The sequence below is a fragment of the Acetobacter fabarum genome (assembly GCF_011516925.1).
GTDB lineage: Bacteria > Pseudomonadota > Alphaproteobacteria > Acetobacterales > Acetobacteraceae > Acetobacter > Acetobacter fabarum.
This window is the reverse complement of record NZ_WOTG01000010.1, coordinates 1-25,734: the sequence shown is the minus strand read 5'-3', so window position 1 is coordinate 25,734 and position 25,734 is coordinate 1. Positions and strand designations below refer to the sequence as shown.

General features: G+C 55.0%; 24 protein-coding genes and 1 tRNA gene. 15 read left to right on the top strand and 10 right to left on the bottom strand.

All coding sequences use genetic code 11. The annotated features are described in order from the left end of the window. Position 1 precedes the first annotated feature (1 nt). From GOB83_RS10985 to GOB83_RS10960, 6 genes are all read left to right on the top strand, one after another. Positions 2-1,045: a cysteine synthase A gene (locus GOB83_RS10985; RefSeq protein WP_086646213.1), complete on the top strand. Its 1,044-nt coding sequence runs from the start codon at positions 2-4 to the stop codon at positions 1,043-1,045. A 129-nt stretch (positions 1,046-1,174) separates the two neighbouring features. Continuing rightward, the gene (locus GOB83_RS10980) at positions 1,175-1,393 is read left to right on the top strand and encodes a hypothetical protein (protein WP_086646214.1); all 219 of its coding nucleotides are present in this window, start codon (positions 1,175-1,177) and stop codon (positions 1,391-1,393) included. Positions 1,394-1,399: 6 nt separating this feature from the next. Continuing rightward, the gene (locus GOB83_RS10975) at positions 1,400-2,149 is read left to right on the top strand and encodes a class I SAM-dependent methyltransferase (RefSeq protein ID WP_165926079.1); all 750 of its coding nucleotides are present in this window, start codon (positions 1,400-1,402) and stop codon (positions 2,147-2,149) included. A gap of 263 nt (positions 2,150-2,412) precedes the next feature. Then, positions 2,413-2,802, top strand: coding sequence for a hypothetical protein (locus GOB83_RS10970; RefSeq protein WP_165926078.1), 390 nt, complete (start codon positions 2,413-2,415; stop codon positions 2,800-2,802). A gap of 70 nt (positions 2,803-2,872) precedes the next feature. Beyond that, positions 2,873-5,203, top strand: coding sequence for a TonB-dependent receptor family protein (locus tag GOB83_RS10965; RefSeq protein ID WP_194301378.1), 2,331 nt, complete (start codon positions 2,873-2,875; stop codon positions 5,201-5,203). 11 nt (positions 5,204-5,214) lie between these two features. Then, positions 5,215-6,567, top strand: a complete 1,353-nt coding sequence (locus GOB83_RS10960; RefSeq protein WP_165926077.1) for a PepSY-associated TM helix domain-containing protein — start codon at positions 5,215-5,217, stop codon at positions 6,565-6,567. Between the two features lie 2 nt (positions 6,568-6,569). Here GOB83_RS10960 and GOB83_RS10955 read toward each other — a convergent pair whose 3' ends face one another. The 3 genes from GOB83_RS10955 to GOB83_RS10945 form a co-directional block, all read right to left on the bottom strand. Then, the gene (locus tag GOB83_RS10955; RefSeq protein WP_165926076.1) at positions 6,570-7,211 is read right to left on the bottom strand and encodes an SCO family protein; all 642 of its coding nucleotides are present in this window, start codon (positions 7,209-7,211) and stop codon (positions 6,570-6,572) included. A gap of 678 nt (positions 7,212-7,889) precedes the next feature. Further along, entirely contained in the window at positions 7,890-8,936 is a 1,047-nt protein-coding gene (locus GOB83_RS10950; RefSeq protein WP_165926075.1) for a GIY-YIG nuclease family protein, read from the bottom strand. Continuing rightward, positions 8,929-9,423 carry a hypothetical protein gene (locus tag GOB83_RS10945; RefSeq protein WP_165926074.1) on the bottom strand — a complete coding sequence of 165 codons (495 nt, stop codon included), beginning with the start codon at positions 9,421-9,423 and terminating at the stop codon, positions 8,929-8,931. The genes GOB83_RS10950 and GOB83_RS10945 overlap by 8 nt, the downstream gene beginning before the upstream one ends. A 277-nt stretch (positions 9,424-9,700) precedes the next feature. On the opposite strand from GOB83_RS10945, the gene GOB83_RS10940 reads away from it, so the two are divergent. Continuing rightward, a complete protein-coding gene (locus GOB83_RS10940; RefSeq protein ID WP_165926073.1) occupies positions 9,701-10,057 on the top strand; it encodes a TraK family protein in 357 nt (118 codons plus the stop codon). Positions 10,058-10,362: 305 nt separating this feature from the next. Here the strand turns inward: GOB83_RS10940 and GOB83_RS10935 are convergent, their stop codons facing one another. Continuing rightward, a complete protein-coding gene (locus GOB83_RS10935) occupies positions 10,363-11,457 on the bottom strand; it encodes a replication initiator protein A (RefSeq protein WP_338420631.1) in 1,095 nt (364 codons plus the stop codon). Between the two features lie 27 nt (positions 11,458-11,484). Continuing rightward, entirely contained in the window at positions 11,485-11,709 is a 225-nt protein-coding gene (locus GOB83_RS10930; protein ID WP_165926071.1) for a helix-turn-helix transcriptional regulator, read from the bottom strand. A gap of 104 nt (positions 11,710-11,813) precedes the next feature. Here GOB83_RS10930 and GOB83_RS10925 point away from each other — a divergent pair, with 104 nt between their 5' ends. Then, positions 11,814-12,650 (top strand): MarR family transcriptional regulator, encoded by an 837-nt coding sequence (locus tag GOB83_RS10925; RefSeq protein ID WP_198912003.1) that lies wholly within the window; start codon positions 11,814-11,816, stop codon positions 12,648-12,650. A gap of 8 nt (positions 12,651-12,658) precedes the next feature. On the opposite strand, the gene GOB83_RS10920 is transcribed toward GOB83_RS10925, so the two are convergent. Continuing rightward, the gene (locus GOB83_RS10920; protein ID WP_165926070.1) at positions 12,659-13,855 is read right to left on the bottom strand and encodes a tyrosine-type recombinase/integrase; all 1,197 of its coding nucleotides are present in this window, start codon (positions 13,853-13,855) and stop codon (positions 12,659-12,661) included. A gap of 305 nt (positions 13,856-14,160) precedes the next feature. Continuing rightward, positions 14,161-15,759 (bottom strand): glutamine-hydrolyzing GMP synthase, encoded by a 1,599-nt coding sequence (guaA, locus tag GOB83_RS10915; protein WP_165926069.1) that lies wholly within the window; start codon positions 15,757-15,759, stop codon positions 14,161-14,163. A 227-nt stretch (positions 15,760-15,986) separates the two neighbouring features. Here guaA and GOB83_RS10910 point away from each other — a divergent pair, with 227 nt between their 5' ends. Beyond that, positions 15,987-16,424, top strand: a complete 438-nt coding sequence (locus GOB83_RS10910) for a hypothetical protein (RefSeq protein ID WP_165926068.1) — start codon at positions 15,987-15,989, stop codon at positions 16,422-16,424. A gap of 71 nt (positions 16,425-16,495) precedes the next feature. After that, positions 16,496-16,572: transfer RNA gene (locus GOB83_RS10905), tRNA-Arg, on the top strand. 233 nt (positions 16,573-16,805) lie between these two features. Here GOB83_RS10905 and GOB83_RS10900 read toward each other — a convergent pair. Together GOB83_RS10900 and GOB83_RS10895 are read right to left on the bottom strand one after the other, a co-directional pair. Next, positions 16,806-17,990 (bottom strand): lipase family protein, encoded by a 1,185-nt coding sequence (locus GOB83_RS10900; protein ID WP_086646222.1) that lies wholly within the window; start codon positions 17,988-17,990, stop codon positions 16,806-16,808. Between the two features lie 151 nt (positions 17,991-18,141). Next, positions 18,142-19,479 carry a PQQ-dependent sugar dehydrogenase gene (locus tag GOB83_RS10895; RefSeq protein WP_165926067.1) on the bottom strand — a complete coding sequence of 446 codons (1,338 nt, stop codon included), beginning with the start codon at positions 19,477-19,479 and terminating at the stop codon, positions 18,142-18,144. A gap of 221 nt (positions 19,480-19,700) precedes the next feature. Here GOB83_RS10895 and GOB83_RS10890 point away from each other — a divergent pair, with 221 nt between their 5' ends. Continuing rightward, positions 19,701-21,296 (top strand): L-lactate permease, encoded by a 1,596-nt coding sequence (locus GOB83_RS10890; RefSeq protein ID WP_165926066.1) that lies wholly within the window; start codon positions 19,701-19,703, stop codon positions 21,294-21,296. Between the two features lie 50 nt (positions 21,297-21,346). Here GOB83_RS10890 and GOB83_RS10885 read toward each other — a convergent pair whose 3' ends face one another. Then, positions 21,347-21,643, bottom strand: a complete 297-nt coding sequence (locus tag GOB83_RS10885) for a putative quinol monooxygenase (RefSeq protein WP_165926065.1) — start codon at positions 21,641-21,643, stop codon at positions 21,347-21,349. A 258-nt stretch (positions 21,644-21,901) separates the two neighbouring features. On the opposite strand from GOB83_RS10885, the gene lgt reads away from it, so the two are divergent. Genes lgt through GOB83_RS10865 form a run of 4 tightly spaced genes read left to right on the top strand, consistent with a single transcriptional unit; the run spans position 21,902 to position 25,555 of the window. Next, complete coding sequence (gene lgt / locus GOB83_RS10880) at positions 21,902-22,750, top strand: prolipoprotein diacylglyceryl transferase (RefSeq protein WP_086646226.1); 849 nt, start codon at positions 21,902-21,904, stop codon at positions 22,748-22,750. A gap of 8 nt (positions 22,751-22,758) precedes the next feature. Next, complete coding sequence (locus GOB83_RS10875; RefSeq protein WP_086646227.1) at positions 22,759-23,787, top strand: class I SAM-dependent methyltransferase; 1,029 nt, start codon at positions 22,759-22,761, stop codon at positions 23,785-23,787. Further along, on the top strand, positions 23,784-24,587 hold the full coding sequence (gene pgeF, locus GOB83_RS10870) for a peptidoglycan editing factor PgeF (RefSeq protein ID WP_095349573.1): 804 nt from the start codon (positions 23,784-23,786) through the stop codon (positions 24,585-24,587). Before GOB83_RS10875 ends, pgeF begins: the two co-directional genes overlap by 4 nt. Continuing rightward, positions 24,584-25,555, top strand: a complete 972-nt coding sequence (locus GOB83_RS10865; RefSeq protein WP_165926064.1) for a hypothetical protein — start codon at positions 24,584-24,586, stop codon at positions 25,553-25,555. The genes pgeF and GOB83_RS10865 overlap by 4 nt, the downstream gene beginning before the upstream one ends. Positions 25,556-25,734 lie beyond the last annotated feature (179 nt).

Genomic DNA, 25,734 nt, shown 5'->3' with positions numbered 1-25,734 from the left:
GATGACCGAAAGCGCAGCGCCCTCCACCACCCGTCCAGGCTGGACCTCACTCTCGCCCGACATGCCCGGTGCGGTAGGTGGAACCCCTCTTATCCTTCTGCGCAAGGCATCTGAAGCAACGGGTTGTCAGATTTACGGCAAGGCGGAGTTCATGAACCCCGGCGGCTCCGTAAAGGACCGCGCGGCCCTTGCCATTATTGATGATGCGGAACGCCGTGGCGTGCTCAAGCCCGGTGGCACTCTGGTGGAAGGCACAGCGGGCAATACCGGCATTGGCCTGACACTGGTCGCCAACGCCCGCGGCTATAAATGCGTTATTGTCATGCCTGAAACACAAAGCCGCGAAAAAATCGGCTTTTTGCGCATGATTGGCGCGGACCTACGCCTTGTGCCCGCCAAACCCTACCGCGACCCGGGCAATTACGTGCATGTCTCCCGCCGTCTGGCGGAAGAAAACGGCTGGGTCTGGGCCAACCAGTTTGACAACACCGCCAACCGCGAAGGCCACCGCGCCACCACGGCGCAGGAAATCTGGCAGCAGATGGATGGCAAGGTGGATGCCTTTACCTGCGCATGCGGCACGGGCGGCACGCTGGCAGGTATAGCCCTTGGCCTGCACGATGCAGCCCGGCGCGACGGTGTAAAGGCCCCGCAGATTGTACTGGCAGACCCCGAAGGCTCCGGCCTGTACGGCTGGGTCAAGAATAACGACCTGTCCGTAGCCGGGTCTTCCATTACCGAGGGCATTGGCCAGTCCCGCGTGACCGGCAACCTTGAAGGCGCTCCCATTGACGATGCAGAGCGTATTCCCGACCCCGAAGCACTGGACGTGATTTACAGCCTGCTGGGGGAAGAAGGCCTGTCTGTTGGGGGGTCATCGGGCATTAATGTCGCGGCCGCCATACGCACCGCACGCAGGCTTGGGCCGGGCCATAGAATTGTGACCATTCTGGCAGATGGTGGCGCACGATATGAATCCAAACTGTTCAACCCGACCTTCCTGCGGGAGAAAAACCTGCCGGTTGCTCCCTGGCTTGATCAGTAAGATTATGCCCCTGCCCCGAGAGAGGCCGCTCAGGCCCGCTCTTGAGGCAGATTTTGCCAGCACTCGGGGTTACGCCTGTTTTCTGGCCCTTATCAAGGAGCACGCCCCCGTTTTTGGCGTGAGGTGTTGATGACAAAACTTGGTCTTCCCGAAAGCTGGCCTGTTGCGGTGTTCTGCTGCCTTGTTAACCTGAGCATTTCCATTGCCGCGTTTTGTATCGGCATTGTTGTCATTCTGGATTTTAATATCTTCCCCGGCCTTCTCTGGCTTTTTGTTTCAGCACTTACCTTGTGGCTGTCAGATGTCTGCATAGATTGGCACAACCGCCCGCCATCGCATGACAGCTAGATTTTTATGGTACAGCCCACTTCATCCACACCACCCGGCAATGAGGGCCTGACCTGTTATGAAAAAAAACAGGCTTTCAACCCGCTGGTTTCTTACCTGCATACTACCCGATACAAGCATTTAATCCGCCTGTTTACCAAGCTGGCCGCCCAAGCTCCATCTCGCACCTTACGGGTGGTGGACATAGGCTGTGCACATGCCAAAGCGTTCCAGGTCCTCAATAGCCGCTTCAACATCACATATATCGGCATAGATCAGGATGAGGCATTAAGCGGCATTGCACGGGCAAGGTATTCGGCCCATCCGAACTTTAAAATCATCACAGGTTCCATTGCCGACCACTATGGCGAGTTCCAGAATACCGATGTTATTCTTGCTCTGGAAACCCTAGAGCATATTCCAGAAAATCTTGTTGTCCGCATTATAGAGCAGGTCGCTCTTGCTCGGCCGGTCGCCTTTATGTGCTCGGTCCCTAACGAGGTCGGGCCGGTTATTCTGGTCAAAAACATTGGCTCCCTGCTCACCGGCTACATGCGGCACAAGGAATACACATGGGCCGAAACCCTGCATGCCGCACTGTTCAATCTGGATAAGGTGGAAACACACGGCACGGGGCACAAAGGCTTTGACTGGCGCTGGCTGGCACAAACCATCCGCCACAACATGCGGATCAGCCAGATTCATACAAATCCGTTTGACTGGCTCCCCAAAACATTCTCGCTTTCCATCATCTTCATTTGCCTGCGCAAACCCTGAAGAATTGAGCAGTTACTCACGCCCGGCATTTTCAACCTTACGCAAAGCTCGCCACCGGCACCTCGTTTTTGGGCAAAAATAGGGCATATCCTTATGGAATGTCAGCTTTTTATCTAACCCCACACCCCAGAACAGATAGACAGTTTAGGGGGGGAGCGGACATGCAATACGGCTCAAAGACCGGGGCTATCGTCATCGAAAGGTAGAGTTCGCGCTACCGATATGGACTGGTTAACCGAAAGAACTTGATGTAACGGTGAGACATGACTCCACGTGCTCACAGTTCAGCTTACCTGCTGGCCTTCTGGCCTCTCGTTTTGCTTGCACTGATTGCACGCCTGACATTTGGCGGAATTGCTTCCCCAACAGCACTGATCGACGATCCCCTCAAAACTTTTACGAAGCTGAGCATTCTTTGCGACGCTCAGAACACATCGTCTGATCCAGACGGACAGAACCATCACTCGACCACCCCCGATGATGACGGCTTTCTTCTGTCCGAAGCATTGGACCTGCTTATTGTAAGCATCGTTTTCTGTCTTTTTGCGGACTTGCGTATTGCTGTCATTCGTCAGTCATGGATGTTCACATCCATCCGGGGGCCGCCAACACCAAAACGGACTTCTCTCTGCCCGCAGGGACCTCCTGCCTGATCTGAATTGAAAGAGCCGCTCACCTACCATGCAGGTGAGCATTTTGTGCTGTCTATTCAGGTTCCTTCACATGTTTCGTACGTCTTGTTTTTCACTCCCGTTTTACGGGACACTTACGGCTGCCGCCATTTTCTCGGCCGCCACTCCGCTCGCTGCCATCGGTGCAGAGAAGCCCCGCTCGCCTTTGAGTCAACATGCTCCTTCTGTGCCCAAAACCCACAAAAACCCCGTCAAAACCGAACAGATTCTTGTAACGGGATTAAGCCGGTCGTCAGCCCTTACGCGTCCGGCAGGCCAGACAACTTATAGTTCTGACAGAAGTAATTTCGCGAACCAGGTTGGCCAGAGCGTTGCCGATATGGTGGTGACCATTCCCGGCGTCAGCTTTACGCAGGGAAATGGCCCCCGCGATACGAATATTTCCATTCGTGGGTCGGGAGATCGTCAATCATGGGGACTTAAAAATATTCAGGTTCTGGAAGATGGGTTCCCCATGACTCAACCAGATGGGACAGCCCGGGCCGATCTGATCGACCCCCATGCTTATCAGGGTGTCGATGTTTTTGAGGGACCTGCCTCAACCCTGTATGGTAATTATGCCATCAACGGCGCCATCAATTTCCGCACCCGGAAGGGAGCAGATATTCCCGGGCTGGAACTGGGCTCCGATTTCGGCAGTTTCGGGATGTTCAACAATTATGCCACCCTCGGCTTTGGCAACAGACACTACGATCTGATGATCTTTGGCAGCGATGTGCGTGGAAACGGCTTCATTGCCAATAGCCGTTATAATACCTCGACAGAAAATATGCGGCTTCGTGTCAATCTGACGTCATCGGATCGTCTTATCCTGAAATTCGTCAACAACGTCACCGATGCTTTTCTGCCAGCAAGATTGTCACTCAACCAGTACCGGACCAATCCTTACCAGCAGGGGTGCACCAATGCGTCCAGTGCTGTGGCCGGTTGTGCGTCTGTCAATCTGCTGGTCAATGGCCGCTATGGCACGAAGGTTGCCATGAGCCCTGAAGAGGCAGGGCTGGGGCGCTTTGACCGGCGCACGGTGGTTGGCCTGCGCTGGGAGCATGATTTCAACAGCCACACAATCTGGCGAAACCAGTTTACATACGATCAGCGCCATATCGACCAACCAACGTCACCTATGGCGTATGTCGGTCCTTATAATTCCTATAATGTAAGCAGCGACATAACCAACCATGCGCAACTGGCTGGCAGAGCGTTGGAAACATTTGCTGGCGTGAATTTTGATTATCTCGATTTTGGTTCACAGACTTACAACATCATGCCCCTAGGCGGTGCAACACGAGGGGCCATGAATTCGGAAAGTTATGGGCGCCAATGGAATCTTGGTGCGCGCTTTCAGGAAGACTGGCATTTTGCGCCTGACTGGCACATCGTCGCCGGTCTTGGCGGCACATATTCCGACATTGGTGCAACCGAAATACTTTATGGCTACTCCGCCACAGCCAGTACCCAGCGGGCCATCACAGCCAATCGTTTCTATTTCAATCTCGCACCAGAAGGAGCGTTAATTTACACGCCATCAAAAGACTGGACGCTTCATACCCGTGTTGGCACAGCCTATGGCACGCCATCTTCTTCCAATCTTTTCATTACCCCGCAGGGGGAATACGGGAACAATACACAACTGAAAAGCCAGACAAGTGTCGGCATTGATCTGGGCGCTGACTGGCATCCCTCTTCGACGATCAGCATTCAGGCAACAGGTTTTTACGAGTTTTATAAGAACGAACTGGTCAGCCAGTCTGCCGGTGTTAACACCGTTGGCTCCTACACTTTTAACGCACCCGCGTCCGAACATCGTGGTGTTGTTCTGGGTGTGGAGTGGAAACCGTTGCCCAAAATGCTTCCCGGCGGTCGGGTTAAACTGAGCTACACCTACGATAATCAGATTTATACCAATTATACCGAGGTTCTTTCCAATAGCACGCTCTCACGCAGCTTCAGCCGTAAAGGGCATTATATCCCCGGGGTCATTCCCAATTTTCTTAATGCCCGCTTTCTTTACGACCAGCCTGACGGTTTACTGGAGGGACTGGGCGGATACGCGGAAGTCACGTGGCGTGATTCTTATTGGCTAGATAACGCCAATCGCCTGAAAGCGCCGGGGTATGCGCTGCTTAATCTTGAAATACATTATGATCCCCCCGCCCGGTTTGGCTGGGCACATCGTTTGCACTGGTATTTTGAGGTACAGAACGTCGCCAACCAGACCTATATCGCAGGGGCTACAAACATCAGCGATAAACTGCAGGCCAATGGTCAGCAGGCCGGTGCCACGACACTCATGAACAGCACAGGCTCCATCTACGCGGGTTCGCCCCGTGCGTATTTTGGCGGCATGCGGATCAGGTTTTGAGGGATAGTGCCATGACCATACACATTGCCACTCTCTGGCCAGACCGCCGCACGCTCTGGCGCTGGCATTTCTTCGCAGGGCTGTTCTGCCTGCCTTTTGTGGCTTTTCTCTCTCTGACCGGAGCGGTTTATCTCTTCAAACCTCAGATTGATGACTGGATTGACTGGCGATATGACCATCTGCCCACAGTTCAGTCGCCCTCTCCCAAACGTGACGTTCAGGCGGCTTTATCAGCAGTGCCGCAGGGGGCTTTCCTGGCTTATGAACTTCCGCGGACTTCGCAAAGTGCCGCACGTGTTCTGGTCAGCAGGCCAGACGGAGAAGCCGTGCGGGTCTATGTGGACAGGAACACCCACACTGTTGTGAAAACTGTTCTGGAAGAAAGCAGATTTGAGCGGCTGGTTTTCCGGCTGCATGGGCAGTTGCTGTTGGGTAATGTGGGTTCTGTCATTATGGAAATGGTCGCATCATGGACCATTGTGCTCATTGTGACAGGCCTGCTGCTCTGGTGGCCACGCGGTCAGAAGGGACTGGCAGGCGTTGTTTATCCACGCCTTGGCACAAAGGGACGAACCCGGTGGCGGGATCTCCATGCTGTTACTGGAGTGTGGGCATCAGTGTTTCTGGTGCTGTTTCTGGTATCCGGTCTACCGTGGTCCTTTGTCTGGGGGCATGCCCTGCAATCGGTCGAAAACACGTTTGGTCGCCTGACCTCTGTCAAGGACTGGGAAATCGGCGCGGTTCCAGCCGCCACGGTCATTGCCGGGCACCCGGTCGTGCAATCACAGAAGCAGCCTGCAACAGGCAGCATGGATATGCCCGGTATGGACATGCCAACCGTCTCCACCTCTTTTCCCAAAGAGGACTTGGTAAGCTGTCTGAATACTGTTGTGCAGACTGCGAGCACTCTCTCCCTGCCCGCTCCGGTCATCATTACGCCATCTGGTTCTATGTGGACTGTGCGTTCCGACACGCAAAACCGACCTTTGCGAGAAAGTGTGACGGTAACACCAGATGGCCATGTGCTGGCACATACAACCTTCGCCCAGAAAGGCCTTATGGATCGGATCATTGGCTACGGCGTTGCGGCACATGACGGCCAGCTTTTTGGAGGGATAAATCAGGTCATCAACCTGTTGGTGGCAATGGGCTTACTGGCGATGAGTAGTGCTGCAACTGTATTGTGGCTTAAACGCAAACCTGCGGGATCCCTGGGTGCTCCGCCCGCCATGCACTCTCAGCAATATGGAATTATCGGCATTGTAATGCTCGTCACTCTAGGGTTGCTTCTACCAGAGCTGGGGGCCGCATTACTTGTTCTGGCCATTGCAAACCGGATATTTGCGAAATTCCGTCCGACCTGACATCACGATGGCGGTAAAAGCCGCCTGAGTTCGCTTGCAATCTGGTGGGCACTGGCATCCACGGGGATCATGCCGACCAGATGGTTTTGCCCATCCATGAAGTAAAGAAGCGAACTATGATCAATAAGATAGCCTGAACCATTGGGGGCCTGACGCCGTGCGGAAACATGAAAAGCCTTCACAACCGACTGAAGCTGAGTTTCCGACCCAGTCAGGCCAACAATACGAGGGGAAAACCGTTCAACGTAATCCTGTAAAACTTTAGGGGTATCCCGTTCGGGATCAACTGAAATAAACACGGGAATAATGCTTTCTCCCCGCTTACCAAGCTCATCAAGAGCGGCTGATACAGTCGCAAGTGTCAACGGGCAGATGTCTACACAGTGCGTATAGCCAAAATACAGAAGCGTATAATGCCCCTCAAAAGCCGCCTGAGTGACGATCTGCCCCTGACCATTAACCAGAGTGTAAGGCCCGCCTATTTGCGTATGCTTCTGCGATGTCAGAAATATTCTCAGGCATGCAGCGCCAGAAAACAGAAGCAAGATGATACCAAGCAGAGGAAATATTTTTTTCCACTCCTGCCATCTGGAAAGGGGCATTGGCTTGGTTAATGCAATCTTTGTGGGCTTTTTGCGATTCATCGTGCCATCATAGCAAACAGTCTGCCGAACGACAGCAAGACATCCCTTTTCAATTTCAAAGGCTGCTTTTTATTACACGCAAACATAAGGCCGAGCTTCCATTATCGCCCCATTGCCGACATAAGCGCAGCAGACATCAGCTCTTAAAATCCACCCCAAATGCGCTTATCGTTTTTATCATTAATCAGTAGATATTTCCGGCCTGAGTGAAAAATTAACCACATTAAATGGATTCATAACTCACTGATCAACGGGCTCTTGGCCAGCATCGCTCCATGCCGCTTACAAGTTTCCCAACTTGGTATCGGTTTTAATCATGGCATCAGACTCGGTCTGTGCCACGCACTATGCCGTAAAAAATTGCTGCTTGGCGATACCGTCCGGTGCCGGACAATGCCCGAGCAAAAAAACAAAAAAAGCCCGCATTTCTGCGGGCTTTAAGGCACTTTCATGCCGGGTGATGCCACCCTATGCCAGACGCGGGATTATTCCCACTCAATTATCGATAAATTAAAATTTTCCATATAAATCAATCAGATAACAAATACTTCATTCAAGAAACCATGAAAAATACCATTTCTAAAATACGCATAATCCGCACTCAGTGTTTAGATTGAGACCGAAGTTATAATCTTACGCATCTGAAAATTTATTCCTGTGTCGGCAGCCGAGCATGTTTCAAGAAAGCGCTAGATTAATGGCCTTCTCCACCAGTTGCGGCGTCGCCCTAAACCACTCTAGCGCCCTGAAAGACCTGCCATCCGGCCCTATCACTTTTAAAGCCGTGTGGTAGGCACGAAGCGCTCGGTGAATACGGCGTTCGGCTTCCTTTGCCGAATGCCCTCTTAACTCGTAGGACTCCAAAATTTCCACCGGTGCAAACAAGAACGCTGATTGAGTCTCAGCACCAGCGATGCGATCCTCGACTGTTCCCGCTGTGGTCCCAACCTTAAGCAAACCTTGGACTTCAGGTTTGTCCGATCGGGAACGCAGGACGTATACGAAGCCTGTTCGAGCCCCCTCAAATAAAGGACCAACGTCTGTCGCACCAATCCTTCGGGCGTCTTTATCCTCGTAAAGCCTCCGCACCAGTGATGACATCAACAGATTCGATTCCGTCCCATTATCGAAAATGACACGTAAACGAGCATCAGGCTTACCGTTGCGGCGGTGCTCGTCGCGAATGTCCGCAACATGGACGAGCTGCCCCTTCAGAACGAAGAACTCACCCAATTCGACACGTTCCTGTCGAAAGGGTTGAGGGGCTCTTATCCCTTCCTCAACAGCTTTACGAACAGACGCCAGTAGCGGCTCGAAGCGGTCGAAGTCGGCGCATGGTCGTCGATCAGCGATGAAATCAGGCCGCGCCATTGGCTTCAGTTCATCTCGGACCTCGAAGATATCGATATTACCGGAAAGCAGGGGATCATCGAGAGGATCGACGACACTCGTTCCACCGAACACGAGGTAGCGCGAATCGTAGGATGCGAGCCCGTCAAGTTCTGTCTTCGATGCCCGCAGTCCAGCTAACTCATTTGCAAGCATGCGTTCTCGCACACTACGCCCCGGCTCAGAGACCGGCTCATCACCAGTCTCATCAACGAAAGCGTTAATACGCTCAAGCACCTCAATCGCACGATCAAGAAGAGGCGTTCGTGCGGTTTTCGGTTTCTCCTCAGGTGTAAGTAGAAGCTCATCGTTGAAATAGTCGATTATTTCAGACATCAACTTCTCCTACATCTGCGCCCGCCATGGCAGCGCGTTTCTCTCGCGAAAGTTTACGCAGGAATGCCAAGGCTTCTGCGAGCCTTACCTCGCGGCCGTTAGGGGAATTGAGATTGGGTTCCCGGCGTTCACGCTTGATAAACTCTTTAATGCGCGAATAAAGCTTTTCGGCTTCTTCTCGCGTCATGCTGACTTTAAGCGCACGGACCTCGCCATGGAGCCGCGCAAGTAACTCTTCGGAAAGTTCTTTCGATAATAGCTCATAAGCATCATCGAAATCACGGCGGCCGCCTAAAAGATCAACCTGCAACTCTTGGACATTAATAAACCTTCTAGCCTGCTGCACGAAACGATCACCAGCATTCGGGCCGGTCGCCACATCGCCCTCTGGCGGCTCCGCAAAAAGAGTCTGTTCTTCATCGGATAGGCTTGGTGTCTGAATAATGCTCGGGTCTTTGGCAACTTCACGACCCAGACCAGCACGCACCCCAAAGAGCCCCACCGTATCTTGGATCTGCTCCTCAGAAAATCCAGGGTAAGCGCCGTTGCCGTGTCTACGGCAACCTATCTTGCTTTCAGAGATTATGCAATTTTGTGCAATTATATGCAAAAATAACAGAACAATAGGTTATTGCTTATGTTCGCATATAATTGCATTTAATTGCCTGTATTAGCTTATTTTCGCTTCATGATAGCCTCAGACCGATGCGTTTAAACACATCGACGGAAGAGAGGCATTCTTTTGGAAAGGAAGAGACGTTTCAATGACGCCAAGCAAAAAAGGTATGGCGCGGGTCAGATTTATCGCCCTGAAGGACGTCATCACCAAAGAGTTGGAACAAGGCTACAACAGAACGGATATTTTCCAAAAGCATCATGATGCTCTGCTAATGAGCTACAGCCAGTTCACTCGGCATATCCAGAAGTTCATCGTGCAGCCCTCTGTGGCGCGTTCAACCAATGTTCAGCCGATACCTAACCTCGTCGCAACTCCTCGCTCGACAGTTGAAGAACAACCCTCTCCCAAACGTCATTCCTTTACGGCTCGTCCCGTCCACTTTGATCCGGATCCAGATCCCGATAAAATCAGACACTGGCTCAGCCCTGCGCCGAAAGATTGAGCTTTTCTCTGCTCCGGTGCACGTACGAGATGCCTCATGGACGTTCGGGAGGCCAATGCCACATCCGCACAGAAACCCTCATCCCATTTTGGCAGCTTCAGGCACTTACTGGTCGACGAGTTATCCACACCCAAGGGGGGTTTTAAGAGTTTTATATAGTTTTAAAGTTTTAGTCGCGAAAAACGCATTTTTATTCAATTATATCAAATAGTTATAAGTTTGTCCGGTGTGCGATAGACGGCATCTGGTGTGTAATAGACGGTAAACGGTGTGCGATAGACGGTGATCAGTGTGTAATAGACGGCCTATCCACAGGTCTGATCACTTATCGCCCCACCCAAAACCGTCCTATCGACTACCTCATTGGCACCAGCCAGAAGTTCATCGAAAGCTGCTTTTCGATGAAGCATTATCAGTTGAGGCCCCCTCTGCCCCACCTCTTCTCGCAAGACGTAATCAGGCAGGTCATTGGCCGCGATAATCTTACGGAGGATACGGCTGAACTCTTTTAATGAACTGACGCTACCGCTGCGTTCGTAAATTGTCTGGAAGCTCCATCTTGCCTGCTCCTTACCGGCAGCTTGACGTGCCAATCGGTAGATAAAACGTCCAATACCCGTGGAAATCAGAAAATAGGCAGGATCGACTGTCAGGACGTCCGGCCGCTTACCGTCAGTAACTTCCTTGTAAATCCATTTCGGAACTTCAATCTCGACACAGGCTACTCTCCCAGTGTCAGTGCGCGATATAACGGCATACGAACTGATTAGCCCCTCAGATTCAACTGTGCGTAACACACGCCCATCGAAACGCGACGTTTCTCGCACACTCTTTATGATCGTTCCCTGAAGACGGTCGAGCGCCGCCTCAACCTCAGCAAACTGCCGCGAACCATTGCTCTTGCGACAAAACCTAAGAATGTCGCCGATCCGAGGCCGAAACACACGCCCCGGCTTCTTTCCCTTGCCGTCTCGATAGCGATTCATTGCTTCCGTCAGGTGGGAAACAAGCATTAAAACAATATCATAATCCCAGACCGATGCCATTCCGTCAGGGCCAGCTTTGACCTCCACGTAGCCATTCGGCAAATTATAATGGATCATCCCGCCTGCCCGCTTCTTGCCTTTAGATACGCGAAACAAAGCCACGTCCATCAGGCTACGGCTATCTCTGGTGCCAACGTCGACCAAGGATGGCACCAAAAAATCGAATTGCGCATCATCCCCTTCTGAAGACCGACTACCATCAGTGGAAAGCAATGATGCCGTTTCGCGAGAACGGCTGCCCTGGCCCGGTTGTCCAGTATGTCGATATGCCCCTCGTCGTTGAGACTGATCTTCGTGGATGACACAATTGGCTGTCGGTTTTTTATCCACGAGATCAGGGGACTCAGTGCTCACCTGCATCAATCGCTACAGTTTGGGTTGTCATACCGGCCCAGGACGAGAGGCTACGACACCAGACACCTTGCGTGCCTCGATCCACTCCTCAATTTCAGCCAGGTCCCAAGCGACGTTTCGACTGGTAAGAGCAATACGGCGAGGAAAATCTCCTCTCTGCTCCATGTTAAAAATAGTGCGCTCGGCCAACGGTATCATTGCATGAAGCTTTTTCCGGTCGATAAGCGTTTTGCTTTTTACTTTTCCCTCCATGGTCACTTTCCTTTGATATCGTGCAGATGCTTGACGATACCGGCCAGTGCCCGCAGGAACCTGAAAAATAGTTAGAATCTAGTTGTCATTCAGGATATAGTGGCATGATGAAAAAGAGCATGAAGATGCAGGACGCTTTTGATCCGTATCTTGAACGTATGGTTTCACAGTCTGAAACTTCCTCAGGTCGCATCAAAGCCAAGCTCAGTGACAGTTATTCATGGTGTTTCTGCGAACTCTGCGAAAAACCTACTGAATATTCAGCGATTTTAGAGGCACCAAAGGTCGTTAAACGCCTCCAAAGAGGAAATGCCAAAGTTGTATCGCGGAGAGAGACTATATATGCCGCAGCTCAGGAAAGAGCTGATGCATTAGCCTTGCGTTATGAGCAGGCATGCGAAGGCAAATTTGGCCCCTATGAGGCAGCCCGCATGTTGATGCACTACTGCGATATTCCTGAAATGCAGGGAGATCGATCTGTAGATGGCTTTCGAGAACAAATTGAAAGAAAAATGCTATTTGCAGAATGGGCTCGGCATGGTGAGCCCGTTTGGACCACTAGACTACCGGGGCAGACAGACGGAGATGCAAAACCCAGCAAGCTCTATTGCGAAACACATAATCCAAGACGCAGCGATGATGCCCGTCGCGCTTACCAGCGAGATAGACGCTTCATATTAGAGTATCATGATTTTATTGAGAAAATCTGGAGCCAAGTCATTAACGCCGGTTCTCACCCAACATGGGATATTGAAAGCCATGCTCACGTCAGGAGAGAAGCTCGCCGCCAACTTCAGGTCCTTAAATCGCCCACTAGCAGGATCGGCGATTTTCTAACTCAAGGGACTATGAATCAGGCTGAAATAGCGCGTCACCTTGGCGTATCTCGCCAGGCAGTTTCAGCAGCTATCAGACGACGCGCCAAGAAATCAGCTGAATAACGCTAATGTCACCGCTGCCTGAGTGTCCATTCATCAATCATGTCAGCCCAATCCTGTAACATTGCTGTTCGCTGCTCGCGGTATTCCGCTTTATTATAGACTGCTCTTACGCCTTTCTGTTCATGGGCAAGGCACTTTTCGATCCAGTCAGTATTGTAACCTGCCTCATGCAGCAGAGTGCTTGCCGTCCTTCGCAAATCATGAGGACCAAATTTTGCAAGCGGCTTTCCTTCTTTCTGAGCGAGCCTGTAGGTCAGCGTGAGTACCTGATTGAGCGTGGCACTACTCATCGGCTGATCGGTGTCGTAGCGGGACGGCAATATATAATCTGAGCCCCCGGAAAACGTCTTCAGGGCAATGAAAATATCGAGCGCCTGTCGCGACAGAAATACCAAATGGGGATTACGCCGCTTCATCCGCTCTTTAGGGATCGTCCAAAGCGCCTGACTAAAATTGACCTCGCTCCACGTTGCGTTGGTCAACTCGCTCTTTCGGACCATCGTCAGCAAAAGCAGCTTGGCTGCGGCCCGGATCGAGGGGGTCGTGCCAATGCGCTCGATGTACTGATACATCATGCCGATCTCTTCAGGCGTCAGAGCACGATCCCTCGGCTCAAATTTTGCTATGCTGGTCGGACGAACCAGTTCAGCCGGATTTTCGACCTTCTGCCCTCGTTCGATAGCCCACCGGTAGACCTGGAACATCACCTCTCTTGCGTGGACCGCAGTCGCCGGAGCGCCACGTTCGACGATGGCGTCAGTCAGCGCCCGCAGGTCTTCATGGGTAATCTCCACAAGCTTCTGACTGGCGAATTTAGGCTTCAGTTCACGCTCGTAGACGGATTTGCGCATGTCACGAGTTGAGTCCGCCATCTGATATCCGCGCAGCCACTTCTCGGCCCACGCTCCGAACGTCTCCACGCCCTTGATACGCGCCTTTTCGCGAGCTTTTTCCTTCGCAGGTGACTTACCTGCTGCAATCAGCTTTTTAGCCTCTCCTAATTGCTCACGGGCTTCGGCCAAAGTGATGCCTCCAACTCCGTACCGCCCGAAAGTCAAAGTCTCCTGCCTGCCGTGGATCGCGTAGTTGTAGCGAAACGAAATGCTCCCCGCAGGCGTAACCGCAACGTACAACCCATCGCGGTCATTCACCTTGTAAAGCTTATCCATCGGCTTGAGGTTGCGCAGTTTGGTATCGGTCAGCATCGGTTCGTGGCACCCACATAACGATACCATGATCAAAAACTGCCAGAATAATCAGAAAAATATCTTTTTATCCAATCAGTTATGGTAAATTAATACCATGACACCCACAAAGTGTCCGACATGGTATCAACAAAAATCATGGCATCAGACTCAGTCAGTGCCACGCACTATGCCATAAAAAATAACTGCTTGGCGATACCGTTCGGTGCCAGACAATGCCGGACCAAAAAACAAAAAAGCCCGCATTTCTGCGGGCTTTAAGGCACTTTCATACCAGGTGATGCCACCCTATGCCAGATGCGGGATCATTCCCACTCAATCGTGCCCGGGGGTTTGGAGGTGATGTCATATGTCACACGGTTAATGCCGCGGACCTCGTTAACAATCCGCCCGGCCACTTTGGTCAGGAAGCTCATGTCAAACGGGTAAACATCTGCTGTCATGCCGTCTGTGCTGGTTACGGCACGCAGGGCACAGGCCTGATCATACGTCCGGCCATCCCCCATAACGCCCACGGTGCGCACGGGCAGAAGCACGGCAAAAGCCTGCCAGATGGCATCGTACAGACCGGCTGCGCGGATTTCTTCCAGAAAAACGGTATCCACCTTGCGCAGCAGATCCAGCTTTTCACGCGTGATGTTCCCGGGAATACGAATGGCAAGCCCCGGACCGGGGAACGGATGCCGCCCGACAATAACTTCCGGAATCCCGAGTTCACGCCCCAGATCGCGCACTTCGTCCTTGAACAGTTCACGCAGCGGTTCCACCAACTGCATGTTCATGCGTTCGGGCAGACCACCAACGTTATGATGGGACTTGATGGTAACAGACGGGCCACCCGTAAAGCTCACGCTCTCGATCACATCGGGGTAGAGTGTGCCCTGAGCAAGGAACTGCGCGCCGCCAAGTTTGGTCGCTTCTTCCTCGAACACTTCCACAAACAAACGGCCGATGGTCTTGCGCTTGATTTCCGGGTCTGTCACGCCGTCGAGCGCGCTCAGGAAGATGTCAGACGCATCCCGGTGAATAAGCTGGATGTTGAACTGGCCACGGAAGGTTTTGATAACGTCATCCGCCTCCCCTGCACGCAGCATGCCGTGATCGACAAAAATGCAGGTAAGCTGTTCGCCAATGGCTTCGTGGATCAGCACGGCAGCAACGGAGGAATCCACACCACCGGACAGGCCGCAGATTACCTTGCCGGTCCCCACCTGAGCGCGGATACGGGCAATTTCCATTTCGCGGAAACCCGCCATGGTCCATGACCCAGAGCAGCCTGCCACGTTGTGCGTAAAGTTTTCCAGCAGTGCTGCACCGTGCGGTGTATGCACAACTTCGGGGTGGAACTGCACACCGTAAAGGCGACGCCCTTCATCTGCGATCACCGCAAACGGTGCCCCCTGGCTGACCGCCACCGTACGGAACCCCGGCGGCAATGCCACCACCCGGTCCCCATGGCTCATCCAGACCTGTTCACGCCCACCACGTGCCCATGCCCCACGGAACAGGGCGCAATCTTCTACAATATCAACAAAGGCGCGGCCGAACTCGCGGTGTTCCCCGCTTTCCACTTCCCCGCCCAGCTGCTTGCACATGGCCTGCTGACCATAGCAGATACCCAGAACGGGCACTGCCATCTCAAACACCACATCCGGAATTCTGGGGGCGTCAGGCCCATTTACGCTGGCCGGGCCGCCGGACAGAATAATGCCACGCGGAGCAAAAAAACGTATTTTTTCAGCATCTGTCGTAAAGGGCCAGATTTCGCAATACACGCCGCTTTCACGCACACGGCGGGCAATCAGCTGCGTAACCTGACTGCCAAAATCCAGAATCAGAATACGGTCATGGTGCAAGGCTTCATCCAGCACAACAGGTGAAACGGGTTGAGCGGCATCGGACATGGGTCATGGTTCTTTCTGGTCTGCGTCAGGGTTGGCTTTCTTGTGCAGTGGCGACAAACACGCTCAAGGCCCACCACTAAGTAAGTATGACAGCGGATATAAAGCCATGCGGCGGCCTCGTCACCCTATAAAAGCCAGAATAACGAGCAAATCTGTTTTCCACCCGGGCTTGCCACAACCTGCTTATCACCCCAGATTCAGGCTGACAGCACAGGAGAGCACCAAACATGAACGCCAGACACTTGCAGTTATGCGGATACGCTGCCCTGCTGGGCATGGGGTTGGCAGCCTTGAGCCCCGCACAGGCCGCCACCTCCGCTGCCAATGACCCATATGGGGACTGGACAGGCATGCTGGTAACAGACAAAGGCCGCGACTGCCCGACCGAAGGGCTATCCTATATGCAGATCCAGCCCAAGCGCATGATTTTTGTGCCCCAGATGGGCAACCTGGTCCTGCATGGTGTCCCCAACAAGGAGCGCCAGCACTACCACGCCCAGCTTATTCTGACCGATGCCCGCAAGCAGCCCCTACCCATTGTTTTTGAGGCCCACCCGATAGACGACACGTTTGAAGGTGTTTACGGCACCCCCACCTGCCGCGCGCACATCATACTCCGCCGCCCGGAAAACCACCCGCTGGATAACTTTTTGAACCGAAATTAGAAAAAAAATCAAAAATATCATTTTTAGGGGTTGCCGAGGTCCGGATGCTCGGCTAAACACCCCCTCACGGCGCACCCGTAGCTCAACTGGATAGAGCACCAGACTACGAATCTGGGGGTTAGAGGTTCGAGTCCTCTCGGGTGCACCACACTTTCCTTAAAATAGAAAATTCCTGAAACAGACAACAGTTTTGCTGTTTCTGTTCACACCGGAACAACGCTGCCAATTCAGGCCTGCACTGTTCTGGCTTTGTGGCCACAAGCGGGTTCCAAGGGCGTTACACCGTGGCATGCACCTGCACCACCTGAAATCCCCGCTCATATTCTGGATAAACCGGAACACTGCGTAATGTTCCGGTTTATGCCTGCTGTTTACATAACCTTACTGCGCAACGGGCGTGCATACCGCCTGAACGGGCTGGCCGCTCATAACCGCTGCTGTAAAGGCCGCGGAATCCACCATGGATGCCAGAACAGCCTGAGAATGGTCCTGCCCCTTATACAGATGAGCCTGCACAACTGTGCCCGCCTTGCAGGCATCCTTGACCAGCATAAGCTGCCCCTGGGGTGCTACGTCCCTGTCTGTCATGCCAATGCCAACGAACAATGGCACATCAAGCTTGAGCGTAGGGAACAGCATGCCTTTAAACGCCGGTGCCAAAGCCTGTGGCAGAGTTGGCTCAAACGCATTGGCCCGCGTCAGCCCTTCGGTTTTTATGCGCTCCATCAACGGACGAGCGCATATTTCCGATGCAGCATGGAATGCGGGCATGGCGCGCGGCGTAAAGGCCTGCTCCGGATTGAACGCAGGGTTAAGCCCGGCCTCGGATGCGCCAATCAGCAAGGCATAAGCAACAACCGGGTCTATGCCGCTGGCACTGTTCTGCGGCTTGGCATGCAGCACGGCCTTGATAACCTCGGGCGACATGTAGGGAATACCCGTGGCCACCACCCCACGCACATGCAATGCCGGAGCGTATGCCGGGGCATACGCCGCGGAGGCAAAAGCCGCCCCCGCCCCCTGCGACTGCCCCACAATCATGATATTGTTGCTCAGGTCGGGCAGACCGGCCAGTGCAGCCTTTACCCCATCAAGCACACTGTAAGCTTCTGTCCGAGCGTTCAGGTACGGGTGTGTGCCATCGCTCCCCAAGCCCTGATAATCGGTTGCGACAATAGCAAACCCACGGCGCAGCCACTCACTCAGATATGTCTGGTCCCGTGTGGAGCGGGGGTTGAGAGAGGGCGCGCAACTATTGGCAACCCCCACCGTACCGTGTGCCCATGCCACAACAGGCCAGCCACCCTGTGGGGCCGGGCCCGCAGGGTAAATAACAACCCCCGTAACCGGCACCAGCCCAACACCTGACACCCCATTGGTGGACAGATACTTAATGCTAAAAGCCGGACCACTCCCCGTAACCCCCAACGCGGGAGCTAGCGGCTGGTGCTGCGTTAATGCACCACTAACCGGCACAGGTGGGGCCGGAACCTGCGGTGCTGGCGTCTGGCATGCCGCCAGAGCAAGCAGGGAAACAGCAGCAACAAGACGTGGGACGGATTTCATAAAAGACCCCTTATACGGGGCTTAAGCGCCCCACATTGCAAAAAACGGCGGAAATACAAACATTCCGCCAATTTCATGCCTGCAGAGTTTCATTATCCCGCCCCGGACGCAAGGACACAAAAAACCAAACACGCCCCCCGCCCTGAACTACTCAGGGCGCTTCGGTCACGCGCCAGATGGTATTCCCCACATCATCGGCAACAAGGAGCGCGCCATTCTGGTCAATGGCCACGCCCACAGGCCGCCCATGCACATGTTCCTGATCAGGGGTGAGGAAGCCTGTCAGCACTTCCTGTGCAGCGCCATCGGGTTTGCCCGCGTTAAAGGGAACATAAATGACCCTGTAACCACTTTTGGGCCGCCGGTTCCAAGACCCGTGCTGCCCAACCATAACCCCCTGACGCATGGCTTCAGGCAAAAGCCGTGCGGTATCTGTAAATGTCAGGCCGAGGGATGCGGTATGCGGGCCGAGCGCATAATCAGGCACCAATGCGGTAGCGACCAGATCGGGGCGTGGTGGGCTCACCCGCACATCTACATGCTGGCCGTAATAACTATAGGGCCAGCCGTAAAACCCTCCCTCCTGCACCGATGTCATGTAATCCGGCACAAGGTCACTGCCAATTTCATCACGTTCATTGACTGCCACCCATAAGGCACCGGTTTTGGGCTCCCACCCCATGCCATTCGGGTTACGCAAACCTGTTGCATATGGCTCCAGCTTTCCGGTTTGTAGGTCCAGCCTGTCAATCCGTGCGCGGCCTTCCTCCACCGCCATGCCGTGTTCGGCCACATTACTGTTGGAGCCGACGGTCACATATAAAAAACGCCCATCCGGGCTGGCCAGAATGTTTTTGGTCCAGTGGTGGTTATACCCTGCGGGCAGATCAGCCACTTTTACAGGTTCGGCCGTAATATGCGTATCCCCCGGATGGTAGGGGAATTTTACAATGGCATTGGCGTTTGCCACGTAAAGGTCATTCCCGACCAGCGCCATGCCAAATGGGGAGTAGAGATGGTCCAGCAGGACCGTTTGCAGTGTTGCTCTCCCCTGCCCTTTTTCATCACGCAGGAGCATAATCCTGTTGGGGCTGGGTTCCCCCGCGCCAACAGCCCCCATAACAAAACTGGCAATACGGTTCTTGAATGTTTGTATATCCGTTCCCGGAGAGTTGCTCTGGGCGACCAATACATCCCCATTGGGCAGGACATAGAGCCAACGCGGATGATCCAGCCCCGATGCAAAAGCCGCAACATCAAGCCCGGGGGCAGGGGTTGGGTGTTCCCCCTTGTCCCAGCCTATGGGGTTGGCAATGTTAACCGTAGGCAACAGCCTTGGCGCAGGTGCGGGCAATTCGGGGGCAGGCCCCATACCCTGCTCCACAGCCAGCCTTGCCCGCTCTGTGCGGGAATACTGAACACCCCCACCAACCACGGCAGCCAACGCAACCAGCGCACCGCCCGCCACCCATATTCTTCGTGACCCCATAACTCCGCCCTCCGTACAACGCACAACACTTAATCCATGTTAACCCGAACGCAGCATGTGGCCGCGGGTTTGCACGGCAAAAACCGCACTCGCAGGCGGCTCGCAGGAACACCGTGCATGATATAACACGAAATTTTATTGCATCTTCACACAGGAGCACGCGTTACTTCAAACGCTCTCTCCATCACGAGAGAGGTACAACGCCTTGTTTGAGAACAATCATGTTCATACAGCCTCTTGCTCCTGTGGGTCACAGCCTGCTGCTTTCCTTTATTGTTGCAGCCTGCCCCATTCTTGTTACCCTGTTCCTTATGGGGGTTTTGCGCCGTCCCGCCTGGCAATCCTCCCTTGGGGGGCTGGCCGTGGGGCTGGTTATTGCCATTGGCCTATGGGGCCTGCCCCCTGCACTGGCTGTGGCCAGCATAACCAACGGCATGGTTTTTTCGCTGCTGCCGGTCATGTGGATCGCGCTGTGCGCCCTGCTGCTGTTTAACGTTGCCGTACATAACGGCCGGTTTGATGCGTTCAGGGGCTGGATTATCCGGCATGTCCCCAATGACCGCCGCATAATCCTGATCGTGCTTGGGTTCTGCTTCAGCGCAGCGCTGGAAGGGGTTGCCGGGTTTGGCACACCCGTTGCCATTACAAGTGCGTTGCTGATCATGCTGGGTTTTCCCGCACTGGATGCGCTAACCTATGTGCTCATCTTCAATTCAGCACCCGTGGCTTTTGGGGGCCTGGGCATCCCCGTAACCGTGCTGGGCTCCATTACCGGGCTGCCGCCAGATGTGCTTGGTGCAACCATTGGCCGCCAGCTGACCCCCTTTGCTTGCCTTATTCCGTTTTATGTTATGGCGCTTTACGGTGGGTGGCGCTCCATACGGCAGACATGGCCCATTCTGCTTGTAGCTGGTGGAAGCTTTGCCCTGACCCTGCTCGTCATTTCCGGCGCGGGGCTGTACAGCCTGAGCAATGTGCTGTCTTCCAGCGTATCTCTTGTGGCCAGCATTGTGTTCCTGCGCTTCTGGCAGCCTGCGCCGGACCCGGCATATGCCATAGACCTTAGCCGGATAAATGCGGAAAAACCCGCCAACGCAGCCCCCGTGCCGCTCTGGCAGGGCTGGATTCCGTGGGTTACGGTTATTGCCGTTGTTATCGCGTGGGACGCACTGCACGTTGCCCGTATTGGCGCGTTGCCCATACACTGGCCGGGGCTGGACAATGCTGTTTTCATATCGCTGTACAAATCCGTTTATGCTGCGGTCTGGAAGTTTGAACCCCTTGGCACGGGCACGGCCATTCTGGTTTCCGCCATTCTGAGCGCCCTGCTCACCCGCACTACCTTGCGCCAGTTTGGTGCGGCCATTGTCACCACCGTGCGGCAGGCATGGCTGGCGGTTGTAACCGTAGCACTGACCATTGGTCTGGCGTTTTTGATGAACTATTCGGGCATGACCTACACGCTGGGCTATGCGGTATCTTCCACCGGCATGTTCTTCCCGCTTGTTTCGGTCTTTCTGGGCTGGGTGGCTGTCTTCCTGACCGGGAGCGACACATCGGGCAATGCGCTCTTTGGCAACCTTCAGGTGGCTGCCGCCCACCAGCTCTCGCTTGACCCGGTTCTGTTTGCCTCGGCCAATTCCTCTGGCGGGGTCATGGGCAAGATGATCTCACCCCAGAACATTACTACCGGTGTATCCGTAACCTCACTCAAAGGGCAGGAGGGTGTTGTGCTGGCGCGCACATTCAAGCACAGCCTGTTCCTGACCTTCTGCATGGGAGTGCTGGTGGTTATCCAGCAGTTTGTCCTGCGTTAGTCACAACCCCCGCGCTCCCTTTTGCCGGGGAGCGCGGGGGCTTTTTGGCTTCAGGCGACAGGTTGCAGAATATGCACCTGCAAGGGCGCTTCCAGCTTGCCTTCCAGTGCGGCAGCCAGTTGTTTGAAGTGCGGTGTTTCCATATGGTCAGCCAGAGCCTGCCGGCTGGCCCAGCGTTCAATAAAAATCAGTGTCTGCGGGTCATCCAGATCCCGGTTGGGAACATACTGGCGGTTTGTAGCCTCCGCGCGCGACGCGGGTGCACAGGCCGCCATGGCTTTTGCAACCGCATCCTCACAGCCCACTTTGGTCTTGAGAACGGCAACGACCGTAATTTCATCGCTCATGGGTAAAAACCTTCTGTCTTCTCAAAAAGGGATAATAGCGGGCATGATAGAAAACTGACACCGCCCTGACTACCAGCTTATTGCCCTGTTTTTGCGCGTTCAAATACGCTGCCGCGCATTTGCTGGGTTGGAGGGAACAGGCACGCCCTTTATAGTCCCGCCTAAGCCCCACCCCTTGGTGGGCCGGTTCCTGCTCTGGTCCACCCAAGCGCAGGCCGCCCCGACCTCTGGCCCCTCACGCACCGGATTGACCTTTCCATGCTTCCTGTTCTGATGTTTCCACAGTTCGACCCGGTGCTGGTGCATTTCGGGCCATTGGCCGTTCGCTGGTATGCGCTGTCTTATATTCTGGGCATTGTGCTGGGCATCATGCTGCTCCGTAAGCTGCTGGCCCTGCGCCCGCGGGCTGGCACAACAGAACTGGCGGACGACTTTTTAACATGGGTCACCATTGGCGTGCTTGTGGGCGGGCGGCTTGGTTACGTGCTGTTCTACCAGCCCAGCTATTACCTCAGCCATCCGCTTTCCATACTGGAAGTGTGGCATGGGGGCATGTCCTTCCATGGGGGCGCGCTCGGGGTCATTACCGCCATGGTGCTGTTTACGTGGCGGTATAAGCTAAACTTTCTGGCTTTTGCAGACCGCGTGACCGTGGCTGTTCCCATCGGGCTGGGGCTGGGGCGTCTGGCCAACTTCATTAACGGGGAACTCTGGGGCCGCGAGGCCCCGGCAAGCCTGCCCTGGGCCATGATTTTCCCTACCGGGGGGCCAATCCCGCGCCATCCTTCCCAGCTTTATGAATCCCTGACCGAAGGGCTTTTGCTGTTTTTAATCCTGTTTACCGCCTCCCGCCGTCTGTCGGTACGGGAACATCCCGGTTTTCTGGCTGGCATGTTTCTGGCAGGATATGGCTGTGCACGATCCTTTTGCGAGTTCTTTCGCGAGCCGGATTCCTTTCTCGGCTACCTGCCCGGCGGCATTACCATGGGGCAGCTGCTCTGCCTGCCCATGCTGGTCGCAGGCATTGGCCTGATGCTGTACGCCCGCCGCCAGCCCATTTACGTCGGCCTGCCCGACCCGCAAGATCAACCCGCTGAAAAAAACTGAACGGACCTATGGCACCACACATCTACCACGCAGAGCGACTTGACCACTTTATGGCACGGGTAAACGCCCAGTATTACGCCGAGACACCGTTCCTGTCGGACTTTATTACCGCGCCAGAAATTTCTCAGGTTTTTGGCGAACTGCTGGGGGCGTGGGCCATTACGGTGTGGCAGGGCATGGGCAGCCCCGCCAAGATCATTCTGGCCGAAGCAGGTCCAGGGCGGGGCACACTCATGGCCGATGCCCTGCGTGTCATCACCCGTCAGGCCCCTGCCATGGCGCAGGCGCTCAGTGTGCATCTGGTCGAAACATCCCCCCGGCTGCGGCAGGTGCAGGCAGAAATACTGCAGCCTTACACGCAGCCCGTGTGGCACAAACACGTCGAGGACATACCCGCCAGCCCCATGATCCTGCTGGCCAACGAGTTTCTGGACGCCCTGCCCGTGCGGCAGTTCATCCAGACCAGCACGGGCTGGCATGAGCATTATGTGGCCAACAAGACGCTGGAGCTGATCGCCTGCCCCCCGCCTACCCTGCCGGACAGCCGTGTGCTCGAACCCAATACGGTTGTGGAAGTCTGCGAACAGGCCCAGCATATTGTGCGTGGCCTTGCCCACAGGTTTACCCATTCCCCCGGTGTGGCGCTGTTTATTGACTATGGGCACAACACAAGCTCCACCGGGGATTCGCTTCAGGCGCTGCGCCATGCCCGCCCGACCCATCCGCTTCAGGCGGAGGAAGGTGAGGCAGACCTGACCACCCATGTCGATTTTACAGCCCTGCTGGCCGTAGCCCGCAAAGGCGAGGCCGCCACTTACGGGACCGAAGATCAGGGTGATTTTTTGCAGCATCTGGGCATTATGGAACGCACCGAGCAACTGGCACGCAACGCCGCACCACAGGATGCAGCCATGCTGCGTTCGGCCGCAAACCGGCTGGTCGCACCAGATAAAATGGGGCATCTGTTCAAGGTCATGGCGCTGGCCAGCCCCTCCCTGCCTACGCCTCCCGGCTTTACGAAAGGTCCGGTTGCATGAGCTGCTCCTCCACCGCCCCCACTGGTCTGGCACCCCTGACCAGCCCCCTGCTGGGGCAAGCCCGGCATGGCTTTTTTACGCGTGAAGGCGGTGTGTCCAGCGGCCCGTATGCCAGCCTGAACTGCTCCACCCGATCAGGGGACAGCGCAGAAAATCTGGCACGCAACCGCCAGCTTGTTGCCAGCCATATGGGTGTGCAGGCAGACTGCCTGCTGGGTGTAACACAGGTGCATGGCCCAGTCGTTGTGACGGCTACCAGCCCGTGGCCTGCGGGCACCGGCGCTGAGGCAGATGCACTGGTAACCAGCAACCCCGCACTGGCCATAGGGGTGATTACGGCAGACTGTGCCCCGGTCCTGTTCAGCACTGCACAGGGCACCGTTGTTGGCGCGGCCCATGCAGGCTGGCGCGGTGCATTAAGTGGTGTGCTGGAAGCAACAATAGAGGCCATGCTCCCCCTTGGTGCCGTGCGGGAAGATATACGCGCCGTAGTTGGCCCCTGCATTGCGCAGGAAAGCTATGAAACAGCCGAGGACATGCACACCGCCATTACAAGCGCTGACAAACAGGCTGCCCGTTTTTTTGCCCCCGGCAAACAGGCAGGCCATTACCAGTTTGATCTGGCCGGATGGTGTGTTTTTCGCCTGCAACGTGCAGGGCTCAAACATGTAGCCGCTCTGGGCGTGGACACACTGAGTGACGAGACACGTTTTTTCAGCCACCGGCGGCGCACGCTGGCGGGGGGCGGCCCCATTGGACACCAGATTTCTGTTATCGCCACGGGAACCCGTAACGGATGAAACGCCGCCAGCAGCCTTTACGCCTAGCCTTTTCCTGTTCCGCCCTGCTTTTGCTGGGCGGCTGCCTTGATGTGCCACACCCGTTTGCACATTCAGGCAAAAACGGGCCGGGACTGGCTACCAATGCGCCCCCTGCACGGCTGGATGTACCCACCCCACCCAATGCCCTACTCTCCGACGCCAATGCCAGCCTGTGGGCCAAGGATGTCGCACAGGCACTTCTCCAGCAGACCATTCCAGCCATTGCCCAGCCCACACGCAAGGGGGATTGGTGGCTGAACATGCGGGCCGAGCTGCGCAACGGGCAGGTTGTACCCATTTATACGGTCATGACCCCCAAAAACACGGTTCGCGCCACGCAGGAGGGCCAGCCGGTTCCAGTGGAGCAATGGTCTGCGGGGAACGGGCCATTCTTCACGCTGGTTGCGCAGGATGCGGCAAGCCGCATTGCCGCGGTGCTGACGGGTATTCAGGCTGATGATATGGACAAGGACCCACACAGCCTTAAGCACCGGGCCGCGCGGGTGTATTTTACAGGCGTTACCGGCGCTCCGGGCGATGGCAACACATCACTGGCGCAAGCCTTTGCCGCCTCGTTCCGGGATAGTGAAGATACAATCCAGAACTCGGCCAAAAATGCCGACTTTATTGTAAGCACCACCGTAAAGCTCACGCCCGGCCCAGCTGGCACTACGGGGCACCCTCAGGAACATATCGAAATTGTCTGGCATGTTGTGGATGCAAACGGCAAGGAAGCCGGAGCCGCCACGCAACTACATGACATAGACGCCCATTCGCTCGACCAGTATTGGGGGGATGTGGCCGTAGCAGCAGCGCAGGAAGCCGCCGCCGCCACAAAGCAGATTATTGACCGCTATTCCGGCCGGGATAATGCCCCTCTTGCGGCCCCCGGCACATCCAAACCAGCCCCGGCAGCGCCTGCCACCACGCCCGCTCCGGCGGGCTGAGCATGGCAAGGTAACCCCGGCAGGTATAGTGCCTCAACCCACGCAGGCTGGAGGGCCAGAAGCACCTGCCTAGCACTACAGTTGCATTTTGTATTGAGTTCTGACTCTATGGGTAACCATGATTCAGGATATGATGACCGGTGGTGCCTCTGTTGAAGAGACACTGGAATTATGGGCGC

Coding starts and splice junctions, on each gene's coding strand:
- GOB83_RS10985 (WP_086646213.1), top strand. CDS start 2: ATGACCGAAAGCGCAGCGCCCTCCACCACCCGTCCAGGCTGGACCTCA.
- GOB83_RS10980 (WP_086646214.1), top strand. CDS start 1,175: ATGACAAAACTTGGTCTTCCCGAAAGCTGGCCTGTTGCGGTGTTCTGC.
- GOB83_RS10975 (WP_165926079.1), top strand. CDS start 1,400: ATGGTACAGCCCACTTCATCCACACCACCCGGCAATGAGGGCCTGACC.
- GOB83_RS10970 (WP_165926078.1), top strand. CDS start 2,413: ATGACTCCACGTGCTCACAGTTCAGCTTACCTGCTGGCCTTCTGGCCT.
- GOB83_RS10965 (WP_194301378.1), top strand. CDS start 2,873: ATGTTTCGTACGTCTTGTTTTTCACTCCCGTTTTACGGGACACTTACG.
- GOB83_RS10960 (WP_165926077.1), top strand. CDS start 5,215: ATGACCATACACATTGCCACTCTCTGGCCAGACCGCCGCACGCTCTGG.
- GOB83_RS10955 (WP_165926076.1), bottom strand. CDS start 7,211: ATGAATCGCAAAAAGCCCACAAAGATTGCATTAACCAAGCCAATGCCC.
- GOB83_RS10950 (WP_165926075.1), bottom strand. CDS start 8,936: ATGTCTGAAATAATCGACTATTTCAACGATGAGCTTCTACTTACACCT.
- GOB83_RS10940 (WP_165926073.1), top strand. CDS start 9,701: ATGACGCCAAGCAAAAAAGGTATGGCGCGGGTCAGATTTATCGCCCTG.
- GOB83_RS10930 (WP_165926071.1), bottom strand. CDS start 11,709: ATGGAGGGAAAAGTAAAAAGCAAAACGCTTATCGACCGGAAAAAGCTT.
- GOB83_RS10925 (WP_198912003.1), top strand. CDS start 11,814: ATGATGAAAAAGAGCATGAAGATGCAGGACGCTTTTGATCCGTATCTT.
- GOB83_RS10920 (WP_165926070.1), bottom strand. CDS start 13,855: ATGCTGACCGATACCAAACTGCGCAACCTCAAGCCGATGGATAAGCTT.
- guaA (WP_165926069.1), bottom strand. CDS start 15,759: ATGTCCGATGCCGCTCAACCCGTTTCACCTGTTGTGCTGGATGAAGCC.
- GOB83_RS10910 (WP_165926068.1), top strand. CDS start 15,987: ATGAACGCCAGACACTTGCAGTTATGCGGATACGCTGCCCTGCTGGGC.
- GOB83_RS10900 (WP_086646222.1), bottom strand. CDS start 17,990: ATGAAATCCGTCCCACGTCTTGTTGCTGCTGTTTCCCTGCTTGCTCTG.
- GOB83_RS10895 (WP_165926067.1), bottom strand. CDS start 19,479: ATGGGGTCACGAAGAATATGGGTGGCGGGCGGTGCGCTGGTTGCGTTG.
- GOB83_RS10890 (WP_165926066.1), top strand. CDS start 19,701: ATGTTCATACAGCCTCTTGCTCCTGTGGGTCACAGCCTGCTGCTTTCC.
- GOB83_RS10885 (WP_165926065.1), bottom strand. CDS start 21,643: ATGAGCGATGAAATTACGGTCGTTGCCGTTCTCAAGACCAAAGTGGGC.
- lgt (WP_086646226.1), top strand. CDS start 21,902: ATGCTTCCTGTTCTGATGTTTCCACAGTTCGACCCGGTGCTGGTGCAT.
- GOB83_RS10875 (WP_086646227.1), top strand. CDS start 22,759: ATGGCACCACACATCTACCACGCAGAGCGACTTGACCACTTTATGGCA.
- pgeF (WP_095349573.1), top strand. CDS start 23,784: ATGAGCTGCTCCTCCACCGCCCCCACTGGTCTGGCACCCCTGACCAGC.
- GOB83_RS10865 (WP_165926064.1), top strand. CDS start 24,584: ATGAAACGCCGCCAGCAGCCTTTACGCCTAGCCTTTTCCTGTTCCGCC.